Origin of the sequence: Pseudomonas fluorescens, from assembly GCF_005938625.1 — a bacterium.
GTDB classification, from domain to species: domain Bacteria; phylum Pseudomonadota; class Gammaproteobacteria; order Pseudomonadales; family Pseudomonadaceae; genus Aquipseudomonas; species Aquipseudomonas fluorescens_BD.
This window is the reverse complement of sequence record NZ_VCNJ01000073.1, coordinates 1-18,572: the sequence shown is the minus strand read 5'-3', so window position 1 is coordinate 18,572 and position 18,572 is coordinate 1. Positions and strand designations below refer to the sequence as shown.

The 18,572-nt window shown below is 58.2% G+C and carries 19 protein-coding genes; 9 read left to right on the top strand and 10 right to left on the bottom strand.

Annotated features, from left to right (window positions below):
- Positions 1–107 precede the first annotated feature (107 nt).
- Positions 108–2,015 carry an esterase EstP gene (estP, locus tag FGA82_RS28860; RefSeq protein WP_141129725.1) on the bottom strand — a complete coding sequence of 636 codons (1,908 nt, stop codon included), beginning with the start codon at positions 2,013–2,015 and terminating at the stop codon, positions 108–110.
- 408 nt (positions 2,016–2,423) lie between these two features.
- Here estP and FGA82_RS28855 point away from each other — a divergent pair, with 408 nt between their 5' ends.
- The 4 genes from FGA82_RS28855 to FGA82_RS28840 all read left to right on the top strand — a co-directional run bounded on the left by FGA82_RS28855 (position 2,424) and on the right by FGA82_RS28840 (position 5,747).
- Entirely contained in the window at positions 2,424–3,017 is a 594-nt protein-coding gene (locus FGA82_RS28855; protein ID WP_141129724.1) for an aminodeoxychorismate/anthranilate synthase component II, read from the top strand.
- A 9-nt stretch (positions 3,018–3,026) separates the two neighbouring features.
- Positions 3,027–4,076, top strand: a complete 1,050-nt coding sequence (gene trpD / locus FGA82_RS28850; protein WP_141129723.1) for an anthranilate phosphoribosyltransferase — start codon at positions 3,027–3,029, stop codon at positions 4,074–4,076.
- Positions 4,073–4,909 carry an indole-3-glycerol phosphate synthase TrpC gene (gene trpC / locus FGA82_RS28845; protein WP_141129722.1) on the top strand — a complete coding sequence of 279 codons (837 nt, stop codon included), beginning with the start codon at positions 4,073–4,075 and terminating at the stop codon, positions 4,907–4,909. Before trpD ends, trpC begins: the two co-directional genes overlap by 4 nt.
- A gap of 136 nt (positions 4,910–5,045) precedes the next feature.
- A complete protein-coding gene (locus FGA82_RS28840) occupies positions 5,046–5,747 on the top strand; it encodes a lipoate--protein ligase family protein (protein WP_141129721.1) in 702 nt (233 codons plus the stop codon).
- A gap of 9 nt (positions 5,748–5,756) precedes the next feature.
- Here FGA82_RS28840 and crp read toward each other — a convergent pair whose 3' ends face one another.
- On the bottom strand, positions 5,757–6,401 hold the full coding sequence (crp, locus tag FGA82_RS28835) for a cAMP-activated global transcriptional regulator CRP (RefSeq protein ID WP_008088598.1): 645 nt from the start codon (positions 6,399–6,401) through the stop codon (positions 5,757–5,759).
- A gap of 237 nt (positions 6,402–6,638) precedes the next feature.
- Between crp and FGA82_RS28830 the strand changes: the two genes are divergently transcribed.
- Together FGA82_RS28830 and speD are read left to right on the top strand one after the other, a co-directional pair.
- Positions 6,639–7,061 (top strand): OsmC family protein, encoded by a 423-nt coding sequence (locus FGA82_RS28830; RefSeq protein ID WP_003228794.1) that lies wholly within the window; start codon positions 6,639–6,641, stop codon positions 7,059–7,061.
- Positions 7,062–7,298: 237 nt separating this feature from the next.
- Entirely contained in the window at positions 7,299–8,093 is a 795-nt protein-coding gene (gene speD, locus FGA82_RS28825; RefSeq protein ID WP_016983471.1) for an adenosylmethionine decarboxylase, read from the top strand.
- 110 nt (positions 8,094–8,203) lie between these two features.
- On the opposite strand, the gene coq7 is transcribed toward speD, so the two are convergent.
- The 6 genes from coq7 to hemJ all read right to left on the bottom strand — a co-directional run bounded on the left by coq7 (position 8,204) and on the right by hemJ (position 12,719).
- Positions 8,204–8,851 carry a 2-polyprenyl-3-methyl-6-methoxy-1,4-benzoquinone monooxygenase gene (gene coq7, locus FGA82_RS28820; protein ID WP_034155106.1) on the bottom strand — a complete coding sequence of 216 codons (648 nt, stop codon included), beginning with the start codon at positions 8,849–8,851 and terminating at the stop codon, positions 8,204–8,206.
- Positions 8,852–8,989: 138 nt separating this feature from the next.
- Positions 8,990–9,328, bottom strand: coding sequence for a histidine triad nucleotide-binding protein (locus FGA82_RS28815; protein WP_003228789.1), 339 nt, complete (start codon positions 9,326–9,328; stop codon positions 8,990–8,992).
- A gap of 81 nt (positions 9,329–9,409) precedes the next feature.
- Entirely contained in the window at positions 9,410–10,198 is a 789-nt protein-coding gene (locus tag FGA82_RS28810; protein WP_034155108.1) for an SDR family NAD(P)-dependent oxidoreductase, read from the bottom strand.
- A gap of 61 nt (positions 10,199–10,259) precedes the next feature.
- Positions 10,260–11,210: a DUF805 domain-containing protein gene (locus FGA82_RS28805; protein WP_141129720.1), complete on the bottom strand. Its 951-nt coding sequence runs from the start codon at positions 11,208–11,210 to the stop codon at positions 10,260–10,262.
- A 78-nt stretch (positions 11,211–11,288) separates the two neighbouring features.
- On the bottom strand, positions 11,289–12,257 hold the full coding sequence (locus FGA82_RS28800; protein WP_141129719.1) for an NAD(P)H-dependent flavin oxidoreductase: 969 nt from the start codon (positions 12,255–12,257) through the stop codon (positions 11,289–11,291).
- Positions 12,258–12,290: 33 nt separating this feature from the next.
- Positions 12,291–12,719, bottom strand: a complete 429-nt coding sequence (gene hemJ, locus FGA82_RS28795) for a protoporphyrinogen oxidase HemJ (RefSeq protein ID WP_141129718.1) — start codon at positions 12,717–12,719, stop codon at positions 12,291–12,293.
- 133 nt (positions 12,720–12,852) lie between these two features.
- Between hemJ and argC the strand changes: the two genes are divergently transcribed.
- Both argC and erpA read left to right on the top strand, forming a co-directional pair.
- Positions 12,853–13,887 carry an N-acetyl-gamma-glutamyl-phosphate reductase gene (gene argC / locus FGA82_RS28790; protein ID WP_141129717.1) on the top strand — a complete coding sequence of 345 codons (1,035 nt, stop codon included), beginning with the start codon at positions 12,853–12,855 and terminating at the stop codon, positions 13,885–13,887.
- A 168-nt stretch (positions 13,888–14,055) separates the two neighbouring features.
- Positions 14,056–14,406: an iron-sulfur cluster insertion protein ErpA gene (gene erpA, locus FGA82_RS28785; RefSeq protein ID WP_008077999.1), complete on the top strand. Its 351-nt coding sequence runs from the start codon at positions 14,056–14,058 to the stop codon at positions 14,404–14,406.
- Positions 14,407–14,479: 73 nt separating this feature from the next.
- On the opposite strand, the gene FGA82_RS28780 is transcribed toward erpA, so the two are convergent.
- Both FGA82_RS28780 and FGA82_RS28775 read right to left on the bottom strand, forming a co-directional pair.
- Entirely contained in the window at positions 14,480–15,571 is a 1,092-nt protein-coding gene (locus tag FGA82_RS28780) for an anhydro-N-acetylmuramic acid kinase (RefSeq protein ID WP_141129716.1), read from the bottom strand.
- A 3-nt stretch (positions 15,572–15,574) separates the two neighbouring features.
- The gene (locus FGA82_RS28775) at positions 15,575–16,993 is read right to left on the bottom strand and encodes a peptidoglycan DD-metalloendopeptidase family protein (RefSeq protein WP_141129715.1); all 1,419 of its coding nucleotides are present in this window, start codon (positions 16,991–16,993) and stop codon (positions 15,575–15,577) included.
- Positions 16,994–17,205: 212 nt separating this feature from the next.
- Here FGA82_RS28775 and tyrS point away from each other — a divergent pair, with 212 nt between their 5' ends.
- On the top strand, positions 17,206–18,405 hold the full coding sequence (tyrS, locus tag FGA82_RS28765; RefSeq protein WP_141129714.1) for a tyrosine--tRNA ligase: 1,200 nt from the start codon (positions 17,206–17,208) through the stop codon (positions 18,403–18,405).
- Positions 18,406–18,572: the final 167 nt, after the last annotated feature.

Here is an 18,572-nt window from a genome sequence, read left to right as displayed (position 1 = left end):
CTGGCTGACCCACCGCTTTCGCGAGCAAGCTCGCTCCCACATTCGATTTGTGTGTAGCCATAAAAAAAGCGGCGCCTGTGAGGGCGCCGCTTTTTTGTGCGTGGGATTTAGAAGTCGAGCACAACCCCGACATTCACACCCTGCTGGGTAAAATCATCATCCTTGCGCAACGAATACCCGCCGCGCAGCGCCAGATCAGCCGTCAGCTTGTGGCTCACACCCAGACTCAAGCGGTTCAAATGGCTCTGCGGCGTATAGCCTTCGAGTTTGAAGTCGTTGGCCGGCAAGGTATTGAGCGCGATGTTGACCTTCTGCACGTCATCTTCGTACTCACGCTCATGAGCATATTCGCCGAACACCTGCGTTTGCGGGGTGATGTTGTATTTGCCCTGCAAGCCCAACCCCAGGCGTTTCGAATCGCGAGCCTGATCATCGAAGGTCAGCGCAGTAGCTCGGTTGCTCTTCTCTGAATAACCATCGACATCGACGCTGGCGTAGTCAGCGCTGACGAATGGCGACAGGTGCCACTCGCTGCCCGGTTGGGCAATGTCATAACCGACACGGGCGCTGAAGGCCCAGAGGCTACCGTCGGTGTCGCCTTTTTCAGCCCCTTCGCTGACGCCCAGATCGAACTTGCGCTTGAGGTTGTCGTAGTCGAGTTTGCCGCCGGTCAACGCCGCGTCAGCCCACCAGCGGTTTTGCTGGTACTGGGCAAATGCCGTGGCCATGTAGCTGTTGAGTTTGTAGTCCGAGTCGTTATGGCCCGCTTCCAGATTCTGCCGGTAGAAACCGCCCGCCACACCGATGCGCCAGGCTTCATTCAAGCGATAGCTGCCGCCAACGTTGAGGTTGTAACCGCTGCCATCGGCGCTGACGCCGCTGCTCTGGCTGTCGACATCCAGATGCTGACCACCGGCCGAAACAATGGCGCGCCATTGGCCTACCGCTTGCCAGTTTTCCCAGTCCGCTTGCCATTGGTTGCGCAGTTCATCCTGATGCGCGCGCAGCGTGGCGTGGGCCATTTCCGGTAGCAGCGTCAGTTCCCACGGTGCGGCGAGCAGAGAATAGGCATAGTCGGAGATCAGCTTTTGCCCGGCTTCCGTCGGGTGCACGCCGTCGTTGTAGATCAGCTTGGTCGGATCCGGCGTTGCACTGTTGATCCCGTAACGAGCGTTTTCGGTGCAACCGCTGCCACTGAAGCAGGTCGCGGTCAGATTCTGATCGGTCGCGAGGCCAAAGCGTCCCGGGTCGGCAAACACTTCCGACAGCAGCACCGGAATGTTCAGCGGAATGATTTCGGCGTTGATGCCTTGCAGACGAGTGACCAACTGGCTGTTGAACTGCGTGGCGAGTTGGCTACTGAAGGCTTGCAGCGGCGTACCGTTGATGGCGGGCGTCAGGCCGACGTCAGGCAACAGCCAGACCATCACGTATTTGGCGCCGGCGGTTTGCAGGGTTTGCACACTGTCGGCCAGTCGATCCGCGGCGGCGTTGGCTTGCGGCAGGCTGAGAATGCGCCCTTGCAGGAAGTCGTTGCCGCCGCCGGAAATGTAATACAGCGCATTCGGGTCGGCGCGGAAGCCGTTCGAGGGCAGGTAACCGGCACGGGTGCGTTCACCGGTGGCGGATTGCGTGGTGATCGAGTCGAGGATCTGGTCGGTGCGATAACCGCCTACCGCCCAGTTGTTGCCGTCCGGCAAACCTTCGTTGGCGCGCACCGCCGAGCTGGAAGAAGCGGTCTGATCCGCTGTGTAGCCCAGGCGCCCGCCGAGCAATTGTGTGGAGTTCAGCGAGCGCAGCTCACCGCTGCCATCCAGATACACCGGCCCCGTCCGGTTGGTGTAGCGTTGAGTGGCGCCGGCCGGGCCGCCAGTGTCGGTAAAAGTCCCGGCATCGTTCAGGCTGTCGCCGAAAACAATAAAACTCGAATAGGGATTGGGTGCAGCATTGGCCTGAGTACAAGCCAGTGCGAGCAGGCAGCCAGCCAGCGGTACAAACAACGTCTGTTTGATCATGAGCAAGTCCGTTTATTTATTGTTGTAGGTGAACGAAACGACAGTACCAAAAACTCCCGGCGTTTTGCCATCGGTCGCGAATCCTTCCCCGGTTTTATCTCCCGCAGCCCCGGCCATATTGCACGCTCCGCCCAGCTAAGTTACTGTGCCGGAACGTATGAACGAGACCTTCCCCGTGTTGATCACCAGCAAACTTCTGGATCAAGTCATCAAGGCACACGCCCGCTGGCGTTGGCGCGCCTGAATCTTTTCTGCCGGCCCCGCCGGATCTGTATCGCTTTGCCTTCCTTGCCTGTTTGAAATGCCGCTTTGCCGACGCGTCTACCTGCGTCCGACATCGTGCAGCGCCCTGCGGGCAAGTCATCTGAAGGCTGTCTCCAAGTCAGAATTCAAGAGGTTCGAAACGCCATGTTGCTGATGATCGACAACTACGACTCCTTTACTTACAACGTTGTGCAGTACCTCGGCGAGCTGGGTGCCGAAGTCAAAGTCGTGCGCAACGACGAACTGACCATCGCCGAAATCGTAGCCCTCAAGCCTGAGCGCATCGTGGTTTCCCCTGGTCCGTGCACGCCGACCGAAGCCGGCATCTCCATCGAAGCCATCAAGCACTTTGCCGGCAAGCTGCCAATCCTCGGCGTCTGCCTCGGCCACCAGTCCATCGGCCAGGCCTTCGGCGGCGATGTAGTGCGCGCGCGTCAGGTAATGCACGGTAAGACTAGTCCGGTATTCCACGAGGACAAGGGCGTTTTCCAGGGGCTGAATCATCCGTTGACGGTCACCCGTTACCACTCGCTGATCGTCAAGCACGATACTTTGCCCGATTGCCTGGAACTGACTGCGTGGACCCAACACGACGACGGTTCAGTCGACGAAATCATGGGCCTGCGTCACAAGACCCTGAACATTGAGGGCGTACAGTTCCACCCCGAGTCGATCCTGACCGAGCAGGGCCATGAACTGTTTGCCAACTTCCTCAAACAAACCGGCGGCACGCGCTAAGGACTTCCCATGAATATCAAGACAGCCCTGAGCCGTATCGTCGATCACCTCGACCTCAGCACCGATGAAATGCGCGATGTGATGCGCGAAATCATGACTGGCCAATGCAGCGACGCGCAGATTGGCGCGTTCATGATGGCCATGCGGATGAAGAGCGAGAGCATCGACGAGATCGTCGGTGCCGTGTCGGTGATGCGTGAGCTGGCCGATCAAGTCGAACTGAAAACCCTCGACGGCGTGGTCGATGTGGTTGGCACCGGCGGTGACGGCGCAAACATCTTCAACGTGTCGACGGCTTCTTCGTTCGTCGTTGCGGCAGCCGGTTGCACCGTGGCCAAGCACGGCAACCGCGCAGTCTCGGGCAAGAGTGGCAGCGCCGACCTGCTGGAAGCTGCCGGCATCTATCTGAACCTGACGCCGGTGCAGGTCGCCCGTTGCATCGACAACGTCGGCATCGGTTTCATGTTCGCCCAGACTCACCACAAAGCCATGAAGTACGCCGCCGGCCCGCGCCGCGACCTCGGCCTGCGTACGCTGTTCAACATGCTCGGCCCGCTTACGAATCCGGCCGGTGTGAAACATCAGGTGGTGGGGGTGTTTACTCAGGCGCTGTGCCGGCCATTGGCCGAAGTCTTGCAGCGCCTGGGCAGCAAGCATGTGCTGGTGGTGCATTCGAAGGATGGCCTGGACGAGTTCAGTCTCGCCGCGCCGACCTTTGTTGCCGAGCTGAAGAACAACGAGATCAGCGAATATTGGGTCGAGCCGGAAGACCTCGGCATGAAAAGCCAGAGCCTGCACGGTTTGTCGGTCGAAGGCCCGGAAGCCTCGCTGGCACTGATCCGCGATGCATTGGGCAAGCGCAAGACCGAAAACGGCCAGAAAGCTGCCGAAATGATTGTGCTTAACGCCGGCGCTGCGCTGTATGCCGCTGACGTGGCCAGCAGTTTGAAACAGGGTGTCGAGCTTGCGCACGACGCTTTGCACACTGGTCTTGCTCGGGAAAAACTCGAGGAGCTGGGTGCCTTTACCGCGGTATTCAAAGTGGAGAATGAGGGATGAGTGTACCGACGGTTCTGGAAAACATTCTGGCCCGCAAAGTTCAGGAAGTCGCCGAGCGTAGTGCTCGCGTCAGCCTGAGCGAGCTGGAAAGTCTGGCCAAGGCGGCCGATGCACCCCGCGGTTTTGCCCAGGCATTGCTGGCGCAAGCCAAGAAGAAGCAGCCTGCGGTGATTGCCGAAATCAAAAAGGCTTCGCCAAGCAAAGGCGTGATCCGCGAGAACTTCGTTCCCGCCGACATCGCCAAAAGTTACGAGAAGGGTGGGGCGACCTGTCTTTCCGTACTGACCGACATCGATTACTTCCAGGGCGCCGATGCGTACCTGCAGCAGGCCCGTGCCGCGTGCAGCCTGCCGGTGATCCGCAAGGACTTCATGATTGATCCGTACCAGATCGTCGAAGCCCGTGCGCTGGGCGCCGACTGTGTGCTGTTGATCGTCTCCGCGCTGGATGACGTGAAAATGGCTGAACTGGCTTCGGTTGCCAAAGGTGTTGGTCTTGATGTGCTGGTCGAAGTGCACGATGGCGATGAGCTGGAGCGCGCATTGAAAACCCTCGACACGCCGCTGGTCGGGGTCAACAACCGTAATCTGCACACCTTCGAGGTCAGCCTTGAAACCACACTTGATCTGTTACCGCGCATTCCGCGCGATCGTCTGGTGATCACTGAGAGCGGCATCCTCAACCGCGCCGATGTCGAGTTGATGGAAATCAGTGACGTGTACTCGTTCCTGGTCGGCGAAGCGTTCATGCGTGCGGAAAATCCGGGCACTGAACTGCAGCGACTGTTCTTCCCGGAGCGTGGTACTTCGATCAGCGGTTCGACCCTCGACTGATATTCTTTCAGACTGAGTCGACCCTTTCGCGAGCAAGCTCGCTCCCACATTGGAATGCATTTCTCCTGTGGGAGCGAGCTTGCTCGCGAAGAGGCCCTAAAATCCGCTAAAGATGTTCACTCTGCCGGAGCCCTCCATGTCGCTGCCAATCCCCCTGACCATCGAAGCCGGCCTGCAAGCCGAACAGGATTTGCTGGCCTCGGTCTGCGCCGGCGACTCCGAATTCGGCCTGCTGTTCTGGCAACCCAGCGATTGCGCCTTGGTCATGCCACGTCGCCTCAGTCGTCTTCCGGGCTTCGATTACGCCTGCGAAGTCTCTGCCGCCGCTGGCTGGCCCGTCCTGCTACGCGAAACCGGTGGCGAACCCGTCCCGCAATCAGCCGCCACGATCAATATCGCTCTGGTCTACGCACCCCCACGCAGCGAAGGCGATCTGAACCGCATCGAAACCGGCTACCGCCGTCTGTGCGATCCGATCTGTCAGTTGCTGGACGAGTTGGGTGGCACATCATCGCTGGGCGAAATCGACGGCGCCTTTTGCGACGGACGTTTCAACGTCAATCTCGACGGCCGCAAAATGGTCGGCACCGCCCAGCGCTGGCGCCAGAGTCAGGGCGGACAGCGTCCGGTCGGTCTGGTGCACGGTGCGATGCTGATGGATAACGAGCGCGAATCGATGGTCGCCGCGGTCAATCGCTTCAACGAAGCGTGCGGCCTGGAGCAGCGGGTGCGGGCGGAGAGCCACATCGCCCTGCATGAGAAATTCAACGCGCCACAGGCCTTGGCGCGTCTCGATGAGCTGTTTCGTCTAATGCTGGCGCAGATGTACAGCGCCTGATATTCGGGCTTAGCGCGTGCCGAAGACCACCATGGTCTTGCCTTTCACATCGACCAGGTTGCGTTCTTCAAGATCCTTGAGGACGCGACCGACCATCTCCCGCGAACAACCGACAATCCGGCCGATTTCCTGACGGGTCACCTTGATCTGCATACCGTCAGGGTGAGTCATCGCATCGGGTTGTTTGCACAGTTCCAGCAGACAACGCGCAACTCGACCGGTGACATCGAAGAACGCCAGATCGCCAACCTTGCGTGTGGTGTTGCGCAGACGTTGTGCGATTTGTCCGCTGAGTACGTAAAGAATGTCTGGATCCTGCTGCGACAATTCGCGGAACTTGGCGTAGCTGATTTCCGCCGTTTCGCATTCGACCTTGGCCCGCACCCAGGCGCTGCGTTCCTGTTCTTGACCCGCTTGCTCGAACAGACCCAGCTCACCAAAGAAATCTCCAGCGTTGAGGTAAGCGATGATCATCTCGCGGCCATCGTCATCCTCGATCAGGATCGTTACCGAGCCTTTGATGATGAAGTACAGCGTGTCCGAGCGATCGCCGGCACAGATGATGTTGCTCTTGGCCGCATGGCGACGGCGCTGACAATGCATCAACAGCTTGTCGAGGTTCTTGATCTTGGGTGTGGGGGTAATAGCAACCATGGTTGTATCCCGAAAAGACTGCACGGTGATGTTTGATTTTTTTATGAGGCGCTGAAGGCGGTCGCTACACAGCTGGCATGGGCGCCAGCGAATTGGCGCCAGCTTAACAGACACTTCGTCGAAAATTCGAGAAATTACCTACGTCCCGAAGGCATCCGTCCTAGGATCTGCGCTCGCTGTCAGGCCGGGGCGCTGTGCTAAGCTGGCGACCCTTTTTTCTACAGTGGAGTCTTGGCGATGAAGGCACGCATCCAATGGGCTGGCGAAGCCATGTTCCTCGGCGAATCCGGCAGCGGTCATGTCGTGGTGATGGACGGTCCACCGGACGCCGGTGGTCGTAATCTGGGTGTTCGCCCGATGGAAATGCTCCTGCTGGGCGTTGGCGGTTGCAGCAATTTCGACGTGGTCAGCATTCTGAAGAAGTCCCGCCAGGCTGTTGAAAGCTGCGAAGCCTTCCTTGAAGCAGAGCGCGCGACCGAAGATCCGAAGGTATTCACCAAGATCCACATGCATTTCGTGGTCAAGGGCCGTGGCTTGAAAGAAGCCCAGGTCAAGCGCGCCATCGAGTTGTCCGCCGAGAAGTATTGCTCGGCCTCGATCATGCTCGGCGCGGCCGGCGTCGCAATCACCCACGACTACGAAATCGTCGAACTCGGTTGATCCGACATTCAACTATCATAAAAGCAGTGCAGACTCTGGCGATCCCCCGCTGACGTCTGCATAATGCGCCACTTTTTTCAGGGCAGTGATCGGTCAGCCGACGGATCAGCCGCCTGAACAGATAACCAAAATCGCCATCGCGAAGAGGTGTTAACCGTCCTACGCAGGTGCGTCGTTCGCACTTGACGGGCATGCTTGATCACGCGGCCGGGCCGCATACATAGAGAGTTTTTAACGGTGAAAAGCAAACTCAAGCTCCACGGGTTCAATAACCTGACAAAGACCTTGAGCTTCAACATCTATGACATCTGCTACGCGGAAACCCCGCAAGACCAGCAGGCTTACGTTGAGTACATCAATCAAGAGTACAACGCGAAACGCCTGACGCAGATTCTCACAGAAGTTGTCGAGATCATTGGTGCCAACATCCTGAACATTGCCAGTCAGGACTATGAACCTCAGGGCGCCAGCGTCACGATTCTGATTTCTGAAGAGCCGGTAACCCCGACAGAAAGCCAGATCGAAGAGTCGCCGGGCCCATTGCCCGAAATTATCCTGGCCCACCTCGACAAGAGCCACATTACGGTGCACACCTACCCGGAAATCCATCCGGACGACGGTATTGCAACGTTCCGTGTGGACATCGACGTGTCGACTTGTGGTGTCATCTCACCGCTGAAAGCGCTCAATTTCCTCATTCACCAGTTCGATTCGGACATCGTGACTGTGGATTACCGTGTGCGCGGCTTCACCCGTGACGTTGAAGGCAACAAGCACTTCATCGACCACGAGATCAATTCGATCCAGAACTACCTCTCCGAAGACACTCGCGACGCGTATCAGATGACCGACGTGAACGTGTACCAGGAAAACCTGTTCCACACCAAAATGCTGCTGAAGAACTTCGAACTGGATAACTACCTGTTCGGCGACGCCACCAGCAACCTGTCTCCCGAGCAACGCGCTCAGGTGACCGACCGGGTGAAACACGAAATGCTCGAAATCTTCTACGCGCGCAACATGCCGACCTAAGATCCCCGGGCACAAAAAAGGCGACCTTTCGGTCGCCTTTTTCATTTCTGCCACGAACCCCTGTGGGAGCGAGCCTGCTCGCGAAGGGGCACTCTGCAGCAATACCGTTCTCAGATCCGATAAGTACTCTTGGTCATCACCTTGGCCAGAATACTCATCCCGAACTTCACCGGTGCCGGAAAACGGAACCCCCCAGCCTCCAGCGCACTTTCCGCATGATGTTCTTCATCAATGCGCATCTGCTCCAGAATCGCACGGGACTTTTCGTCCTCAGCCGGCAACTGTTCCAGATGCTCGTTCAGATGCTTGCACACCTGATGCTCGGTCGCCGCGACAAACCCGAGGCTGACCTTGTCGCTGATCAATCCGGCCACCGCGCCAATCCCGAACGACATCCCGTAAAACAGCGGATTCAAAACGCTGGTATGGCTGCCCAACTGGTGAATGCGTTGCTCGCACCAAACCAGATGATCAATTTCTTCTTCGGCAGCGTGCTCCATGGCCTCGCGTACCTGCGGTAGCTTGGCAGTCAACGCCTGCCCTTGATACAGCGCCTGGGCGCAGACTTCACCGGTATGGTTGATGCGCATCAGGCCGGCAACGTGGCGGGTGTCCTCGTCGCTCATTTGCGTTTCCGGTTGCAGAATCGCTGGCGACGGACGGTACGGCTGGCCACTGAAGGGCAGCAGGGTACGCATCGCGGCATCGGCTTGCAGCAGAAGACGGTCAATCGGCGAGTAGTGACGTTGGGTAGTCATGCTGACCTCCGGGAAGAATCTCGGCGGCCAGTTTAACCGAATCGGCCGGGGAAGGTTTGCGCTGGGTCATTTGCCACCGTTGATGCGCTTGATGCAGGAGCAGCCTTCGGCAGCTCCTACACGCAGGTTTGCTGGGTATCAGCCCGGTGGCCAGTTCATCTGGCGCTGACCGAGTACGTGCATATGAATGTGGTAGACGGTCTGCCCACCCTTTTCATTGCAGTTCATCACCACGCGGAAGCCTTCCTCGCAACCTAGCTCCAGCGCCAGACGCTGCGCGGTGAACAGAATGTGCCCGGCCAGTGCCTTGTCGTCTTCAGTCAGGTCATTGAGGGTGCGCACCGGTTTTTTCGGGATCACCAGGAAATGCACCGGTGCCTGAGGGGCGATGTCGTGGAACGCCAGGACCTGGTCGTCCTCGTAAATGATCTTGGCCGGGATTTCCCGGTTGATGATCTTGGTGAACAGAGTATCCACTGCTGTTTTCTCCGTTGTTTGGGCTGGTCTGAGTGTACGCAGGGCGGCTTATCCCGCCCAGTGTTTTACCTGTAGGGCATTTCAGCGCGGGCAGTAAGCCTTGTTGACCATGCCGACAATGGTGCGATTAAGCCAGCGCGAACCGAGTCGCGGCAAAAAGGCGAACCAGCGGTTGCGGCGTCCCGGAATGATGATCGCCCGGTTCTTGTCGAGGGCGCGCACGGTGTACAGCGCGACCTCCTCGGGGCTCATCAGCAATTTGCTGTCTTTGAGTTTGTCGCTGTTCAGTTGCGCCGTACGGAAAAATGCCGTGCGTGTCGGCCCTGGGCAGAGCACCGAGACCTTCACAGCACTCTGTTTTAGCTCAACTCGCAAGGCTTCGGAGAAGTGCAGCACATACGCCTTGCTGGCGTAGTAAGTGCTCATCCATGGGCCGGGATTGAACGCGGCCACCGAGGCGACATTGAGAATCTGCCCGCCACCCTGCAACGCCATGCTGTTGCCAATGGCGTGGCAGAGACGGGTAAGGGCGAGGATGTTCACTTCGATCAGATCCTGCTCGGTCATCCAGTCCTGCGCGAGAAACGGGCCGCAGGTGCCGATACCGGCGCAATTGACCAGCAAGTCGATCTGCCGGTCACCTTCTTCCAGTTCCAGCAGGAAGCCGGACAGACGCAGTGGCTCGCCCAGATCGCAGGCGCGGAACAGCACTTCTACGCCAAAGCGTTGAGTCAGTTCTATTGCAATACTTTCCAGCTGATCACGCTGTCTTGCCACCAGTATCAGGCTGCGGCCACGCCGGGCCAGTGCTTCGGCCATCGCCAGGCCGATGCCGCTGGAGGCGCCGGTGATCAGTGCGTAACGGGTCATGCAATTCTCCATCGCAACAGCTCCGCGCCGGCGACGCGGGTGTCACGGCGGGGAGCGCTGTTCATTCTTTCGCAGAGTCTACAGGGGCCTGCGCCGCTTCGGCTGCCTCGTCGGCGGAATCCGCAGGCGCTTCGACCTCTACTTCGACTTCATCAGTGGTCACCGAGCCACTTTCGTAGCTGCTTTCCAGATTGTTTTCGTATTCCTGCTGGATGGCGGAAATTCCACCGAGCATGCCGCCGGCGAACACCAGCGCGAAGAACACGATCCACAGGGAGCACAGTACTTTCACGGCGGTACTGTTGGGCGGCGGAGGAGGGCCATAGCGATTGGCGCCGGTATTGCCGGGCACGACCATGATCACCAGCGGAAAAAAACTGCCCACGAATGGCACCAGGTTCAGTAGCCAGAGCCAGCCCGACCAACCGATGTCGTGCAGCCGCTGAACGCTGAACAGAATGCTGACAATCAGGAAAGCGATAAACAGGAAGAACGCGAAGATCCCGCCAATGATCAGGCCAGTGGTGGAATCGCCGGCGACCAGTCCCAAAGCCAGCAGGGCGAACACGCCGACAATGGGCAAGGTCACCAGGCTCAGGACCATTGTCCACGCGAGAAAGCGCAGGCGCCCGATTCGGCCTTCGACGCTGAACGGCTTGAGCGTGGCGAACGCCGGCAGACTCTCGCCGACGCTGGCACGAGGTGGCGCGTAAGGCGAATCAGGTTCCGCGACAACCGGAACATGCTCATGAACATCGGCCAGATTCAGCTCGATGGCTGTTTCCGTTTCGATCCGCGCTGCGATCCCGGTTTTGCTCAGTGCCTGCAGGTACGTTTGAGCATCACTGTGGGAGAGATCGCGCTTGAGTGCGACGACGCTGCCATTGAAAAGCCGTTCAATGGCGGCCACATCGCTTTTGAACAGATCCGCCAGATTGAGTTTGGCTGTGGTGATATCGACACCGGGCTGTAGAGCACCGTCGAACACGATCTTGTAACGGGGTTCGCTCATGGCCGAGGCATCCTTGTCGCGAAAAAATTGAAAGTTCAGCAGTGTAAGGCCAGTCCGCTGGGGCTGGCCTGATTTTTCTTAGCGTGGCCAGCGTTGCGGTAGCTGGGCTGCGCGTTCCTGTGCCTGGCGATACTCGGCATCCAGCCGTACGATCAATTGATCCACACTCGGCAGGTCATCGATCTGCCCTACGCCCTGGCCGGCCGACCACACGGTTTTCCAGGCTTTGGCTTCATCGCTGATCGGCTTGAGCTTGTCACCGAAATTCACTTCGCCTTTGCCTTGCAGAGCGGCCATATCGAAACCGGCCGCCTCCAGGCTCTGGCGCATAAAGCTCGCAGGCACTCCCGAGACCGCTGGAGTATGGATGATGTCGGACGCCTTGGCTGTCAGCAGCATCTCCTTGTAGGCGTCGGGCGCATGACTTTCTGTAGTGCCGATAAATCGCGTACCGAAGTAGGCCAAATCCGCGCCGAGCAGCTGCGCGGCGAGAATCTCATGACCGTGGTTAAGACATCCTGCAAGCAGCAGGGTTTTATCGAAGAACTGGCGGATCTCGGCTATCAGCGCAAACGGACTCCAGGTCCCGGCATGCCCCCCGGCGCCGGCCGCCACGGCGATCAAACCGTCGACACCCGCCTCGGCGGCTTTCTCTGCATGTCGGCGAGTGGTGACGTCATGGAACACCAGGCCGCCATAGCTGTGCACCGCGTCGACCAATTCCTTTACCGCGCCGAGGCTGGTGATGACGATCGGCACTTTGTGCTCGACGCAGATGTTCAAATCCGCCTGCAAGCGCGGGTTGCTGTTGTGCACAATCAGGTTCACCGCATACGGCGCCGGGTTGTCCAGTGTCGCCAGGCCCGCTTCGATCTGTTCCAGCCAGGCTTTGAACCCGCTGCTTTCGCGCTGGTTCAAGGCTGGAAAACTGCCGACCACGCCATTGCGGCAGCAGGCGAGCACCAGCTCAGGGTTGGAAATCAGAAACATCGGCGCTGCTACTACAGGCAGACGCAGGCGTTGTTCGAGCAAAGCGGGCAGCGACATTATGGATACCCCAAAGATCTGTAGTTGTTGAAGTTAGAACGGCTTGACCACGACCAGAATTACGATAGCCAGCAATATCAGAACCGGCACTTCATTGAACCAGCGATAAAAGACATGGCTGCGGGTGTTTTCGCCACGGGCAAAACGTTTTACCTGAGCGCCGCACATGTGGTGGTAGCCGATCAGCAAGACGACGAGGGTCAGTTTGGCGTGAATCCAGCCACCCATGCTGAAGATGCTCGGGTTTAGATAGATCAACCAACCACCGAAGATCAGCGTCGCGATCATCGCCGGGCCCATGATGCCGCGATACAGCTTGCGCTCCATGATGCTGAAGCGTTCTTTGCTGAGCGTGTCTTCGCTTTGCGCGTGATACACGAACAGACGCGGCAAGTAGAACAGCCCGGCAAACCAGCAAACGATGCTGACAATGTGAAAAGCTTTGATCCATAGATAGAGCATTTTTAGTTATTCCAGGTTCACGGTAAGCCGGATAGTAGAGGCTTGAGCGTCCGCGCGTCACCTTGACGGTTGTCGCAGGCGCGCGCGGCCCCTATTATCGACGGCTTTCCAGTGGGTTCTTTGAGGGCAGGTTATGGTCAAGGTCGGTATCGTCGGCGGCACGGGTTACACCGGTGTCGAACTGCTGCGTCTGTTGGCGCAGCATCCGCAGGCAGAAGTGGTTGTCATCACTTCCCGATCCGAGGCCGGTCTGGCCGTGGCTGACATGTACCCGAACCTGCGCGGCCACTACGACGGCCTGGCCTTCAGCGTGCCGGACATCAAGACCCTCGGCGCTTGCGACGTGGTGTTCTTCGCCACGCCGCACGGTGTAGCTCACGCATTGGCAGGCGAATTGCTGGCAGCGGGCACCAAGGTGATCGATCTGTCGGCGGACTTTCGCCTGCAAGACGCTGAAGAGTGGGCCAAATGGTACGGCCAGCCGCACGGCGCGCCGGAGTTGCTGGACGAAGCGGTTTACGGTCTGCCGGAAGTCAATCGCGAGCAGATCAAGAAAGCTCGCCTGATCGCCGTGCCGGGTTGCTATCCGACTGCGACGCAGCTGGGTTTTCTGCCGCTGCTTGAAGCCGGTCTGGCCGACACTGCGCGCCTGATCGCCGATTGCAAATCCGGTGTCAGCGGTGCCGGTCGTGGTGCGGCTGTAGGTTCGTTGTACTCCGAAACGTCGGAAAGCATGAAGGCCTACGCGGTGAAAGGTCACCGCCACCTGCCGGAAATTCGTCAGGGCCTGCGTCGTGCAGCGGGTAAGGACGTTGGTCTGACCTTCGTTCCGCACCTGACCCCGATGATCCGTGGCATACATTCCACGCTCTACGCGACGGTGGTTGATCGCTCAGTGGATCTGCAAGCGTTGTTCGAGAAGCGTTATGCCAACGAACCGTTCGTCGATGTGATGCCGGCCGGCAGCCATCCGGAAACCCGCAGCGTGCGCGGCGCCAACGTTTGCCGTATCGCCGTTCACCGTCCGCAGGATGGCGATCTGGTGGTGGTGCTGTCGGTGATCGACAATCTGGTCAAGGGCGCGTCGGGCCAAGCGGTACAGAACATGAACATCCTGTTCGGGCTGGACGAGCGCTTCGGTCTGGCCCACGCCGGTATGCTGCCGTAACACTTTAAGCCGCGTAGCGAAAAGGCCCGTCAAACGGGCCTTTTTGCATTGTGAACAGCTCGTCGGCTTTATTGATATACCGTAACAATAGTTGACCGATTTTCTCGGACAAGCGGATAATGCGCGTCATCACGCATTATGGCGGCGTAACGCCGGGAGATAGTCAGCATGAGCGTCGAATCCTTCACCCCCACGGCTTTGCAATTCACCCACGGTGCCGCGCACAAGGTGAAGAGCCTGGTCGATGAAGAGGGGAATGATCGCTTGAAGCTGCGCGTATTCGTTACGGGCGGCGGTTGTTCAGGGTTTCAGTACGGTTTCACCTTCGATGAGGATGTGGCCGAGGACGACACCATCGTCGAGCGCGAAGGCGTGAGTCTGGTGGTGGATCCGATGAGCTTCCAGTACCTGGCCGGTGCTGAGGTGGACTACCAGGAAGGTCTGGAAGGTTCGCGCTTCGTGATCAAGAACCCGAACGCCACCACGACGTGTGGTTGCGGGTCTTCGTTCTCGATCTGATCGCGCCGCGCTTCAGATAACAAAACGCCGCAGAGCCTTACGGTTCTGCGGCGTTTTGCTGCGTGCGATTTAATCAGGCCGGGTAGATGGCGCCGAGTACCCGAAGGCCGCGTGCGCCGGTGACGCTTGGGCGGTTGGCGGCGATGCCTTCGAGGCAGCAATGGGCGAGCCAGGCGAAGGCCATGGCTTCAACCCAGTCCGGATCAACGCCATGAGTGGCAGTGCTTGCGACTGTTGCGTTTGGCAGCAGGTTGGCCAGACGCTTCATCAGTGTGGCGTTGTGTGCGCCGCCGCCGCAGACCAGCAGTTCCTGAGTGTCGGATTGAGCGCTTTGCAGCGACTCGATGATGGTCAATGCGGTCAGTTCAAGCAACGTGGCCTGCACATTCTCAGCGGCAAAGGCTGGCAGGCGCGCGAGATGTTGCTCCAGCCAAGGCAAGTTAAACACCTCACGGCCGGTGCTTTTTGGGCCTTTGGTGACGAAGAACGGATCGCTGAGCATTGACTGCAACAGGGTTGGCTCAACAGAGCCTGACTTCGCCCAGTCGCCATTGCGATCGTAGTTTTCGCCGCGCTGCTGCTGAATCCAGGCGTCCATCAGCACATTCCCAGGGCCGCAGTCGAAACCGGCTACAGGCTTGGTCGGCTCTATCAGACTGAGATTGCTGAAACCGCCGACATTCAAGACCGCCTGATTGCCGGTACGCTCTTCGAACAAAGCCTCATGGAACGCGGGAACCAGCGGAGCACCTTGGCCTCCGGCTGCGACATCGCGGCTGCGGAAGTCGCTGACTACGGTAATACCCGTGAGTTCGGTCAGCAAAGCAGGGTTGCCGATCTGCACGGTGAACCCGCGCGCCGGTTCATGGCGGATAGTCTGGCCGTGGCTGCCGATCGCAAGAATGTCTTGAGGTTTGAGTTGCTGCAGATCGAGGAGGGTATGAATGCCCTGCGCAGCAAGTTTTACCCAATTCTGCTGGGCAATCGCCGACCGGGCGATTTCGTCAGGGCCGCTGGCGCACAAGCCAAGCAGCTCGGCGCGCAGGGATTCAGGCATGGGAATGTAGTGCGTGGCGATCAGTTTGATCGCCGAGGTCTGTTCGATCAGAGCAATGTCCAGACCGTCGAGACTGGTTCCGGACATCACACCGATATAAAGAGCCATGGCTTAACGCTTGCTCGAAGCCAGCATGGTGGCCTTCTCTTGATCCATGCGCGCCATCAGCGGTTGGCTCTGTGCGAGGAAGCGAGCGCGCTCGGCCTTGGCAATCGGATCGGCCATTGGCAGCTTCTGGCCCAGCGGGTCGACGTGAACACCGTTGACCTGGAACTCATAGTGCAAGTGCGGGCCGGTGGACAGCCCGGTGGTGCCGATGTAGCCAATCACTTGGCCCTGTTTCACGGTACCGCCAGTCTTCACGCCTTTGGCAAAGCCTTGCATGTGGCCATACAGCGTACGGTAGGTGTTGCCGTGCTGGATGATCACGGTGTTGCCGTAGCCACCGCGCCGCCCGGCCAGCAGTACTTTACCGTCACCGGCAGCCTTGATTGGTGTGCCGCGTGGCGCAGCGTAATCGACGCCTTTGTGGGCGCGGATTTTGTTGAGGATCGGGTGTTTACGGCCCATGGAGAATTTCGAGCTGATGCGGGCGAAGTCCACCGGTGTACGGATGAACGCCTTTCGCATGCTGTTGCCGTCAGCGGTGTAGTAGCTGCTGTTGCCTTGTTTATTGGTGTAACGCACGGCGGTGTACGTCTTGCCGCGATTGGTGAAGCGGGCGGAGAGGATAGGGCCATTGCCGACTGCTTTGCCGTTAACCACTTTCTGCTCGTAGATCACATCGAATTCGTCGCCTTGGCGGATGTCCTGAGCGAAGTCGACGTCGTAGCCGAAGACGCTGGCCATATCCATGGTCAGGCTGTGGGATAGGCCGGCACGGGCGGCGGATTGTGAAAGTGAGCTGTTGATCACGCCGTGTACGTAAGCGGTGCGTACGGTTGGTTTTGCGGTAACCCGGTTGAAGGCATAACCCTTGTCATTCTTGGTCAGAGTAATGGTTTCGACATCGCTGACCTTGCTGTGCAGGCTGGTCAGTTGGCCTTCAGGGTTCAATTCGAATTCGAGTTTCTGGCCGTGCTTGAGCTGGCTGAACTGCTTGGCCTGTTTGTCGCTGGCCAGGACCTCATGGACGGACGCAGCCGGCAGGCCGACTTTTTCGAACAAGGTCGACAGCGTATCGCCCTTGGCGACGACAACTTCACGATGCCCCGGGGCTTTCGGCTTTTCGGTGACTGGCGCAGGTGCGGCTTCTGCGGTTTGGGCGGTGTTTTCGTCAGTGTTTTCGATTTGAGCAAACGGAGAAGCTACTGGCTCATTTGTGGCTTGAGCCGCGTCAGCAGCGTCTTGATCTTGTGTCAGTTGTTCAGCAGGACTTTCCAGTTCAAGACTCAGGGTTGTCTTTTTGGCTTCAACATCACTGGAAGGGAATACCAGGAGAGCCAGGCTAAGAAGGGCGGCGATTCCACTTGCGGCGAGCAGGTGGGTCTTCGGGTAAAGCGGCGGCGCTTTAGACGGTTCTGTGGTCATAGGTAATTTTGACTTTGAAAAATGATGAATTGGAAAAGATGAATGACATGATGAAGATGAAATAACTGTATAAAATATAACCAAATCATCTCTGAAGCAAGTCTACAGACAGCGCGTCTGTGGATTGGTGTCCGTGCGCCGGGCAAAACTTGTAATTGGTGCGCGATCTTGTATGGTTGTTTCCCTTTGAATCTGAGCCTTGCGGGTCTGTTATGAAGTCGGTTGAAGAGCAGCTAGCGCTGATTAAACGTGGTGCGGAAGAACTATTGGTCGAGTCCGAGCTGATCGAGAAGCTCAAGCGCGGCCAGCCGCTGCGTATCAAGGCTGGTTTTGATCCAACCGCTCCGGATCTGCATCTGGGTCATACCGTGCTTATTAATAAGCTGCGCCAGTTCCAGGAGCTGGGGCATCAGGTGATCTTCCTTATAGGTGACTTCACCGGGATGATCGGTGATCCGAGCGGGAAGAGTGCCACCCGTCCTCCATTGACCCGCGAGCAGGTTCTGGAAAACGCCGAGACCTACAAGACTCAGGTGTTCAAGATTCTTGATCCGGCGAAAACCGAAGTTGCATTCAACTCCACCTGGATGGATCAGATGGGGCCGGCGGACTTCATTCGTCTGACTTCGCAGTACACCGTGGCGCGCATGCTTGAGCGTGATGACTTTGACAAGCGTTACAGCACCAATCAACCGATCGCTATCCACGAGTTCCTATATCCGCTGGTTCAGGGTTACGACTCGGTGGCGCTGCGCGCGGACGTCGAGTTGGGCGGCACCGATCAGAAGTTCAACTTGCTGATGGGGCGTGAGCTGCAGCGTGGTTATGGTCAAGAGGCTCAATGCATTCTGACCATGCCGCTGCTCGAAGGTCTGGATGGTGTGAAGAAGATGTCCAAGTCGTTGGGCAACTACGTCGGTATTCAGGAAGCGCCGGGTGTCATGTACAGCAAGCTGGTTTCGATTCCGGATGCATTGATGTGGCGTTACTTCGAGCTGCTGAGCTTCCGCTCGATGGATGAGATCAATGCGCTGCGTGCCGATGTAGAGGCAGGTGCCAATCCGCGTGACGTCAAAATCAAACTGGCGGAAGAGATCGTTGCGCGTTTCCATGGTGAGGAGGCTGCGGCGAATGCTCATCGCGCGGCGGGCAACCGTATGAAAGATGGTGAGCTGCCGGATGATCTGCCGGAGGTCGAGTTGGCCTCTGCTGAAGATATGCCGATCGCTGCTGTCCTTAATAAGGCAGGCCTGGTGAAGAACTCTGCGGCGGCGCGCGATCTGCTGGCGTCCGGCGGTGTGCGTGTTGATGGTGAGGTGGTAGATCGCTCCTTTATATATGTACTGGGTGCGACTCACGTTTGCCAGGCGGGCAAGAAGGCTTTTGCGCGTATCACGCTGAAATCTGAGTGATACTGAAAATAAGTGTTGACGGCGAATTTCAGATGTCTATAATTCGCCCCACTTCCGGCGCAGTCGAAACGGAAAACTCCTTGAGATTCAATGAGTTATGTAGATTTCGACAGCAGGCTGCTTCAGTTCATCGAAGCCGAAAGGAGGTTGAAAAAGAGGTGTTGACA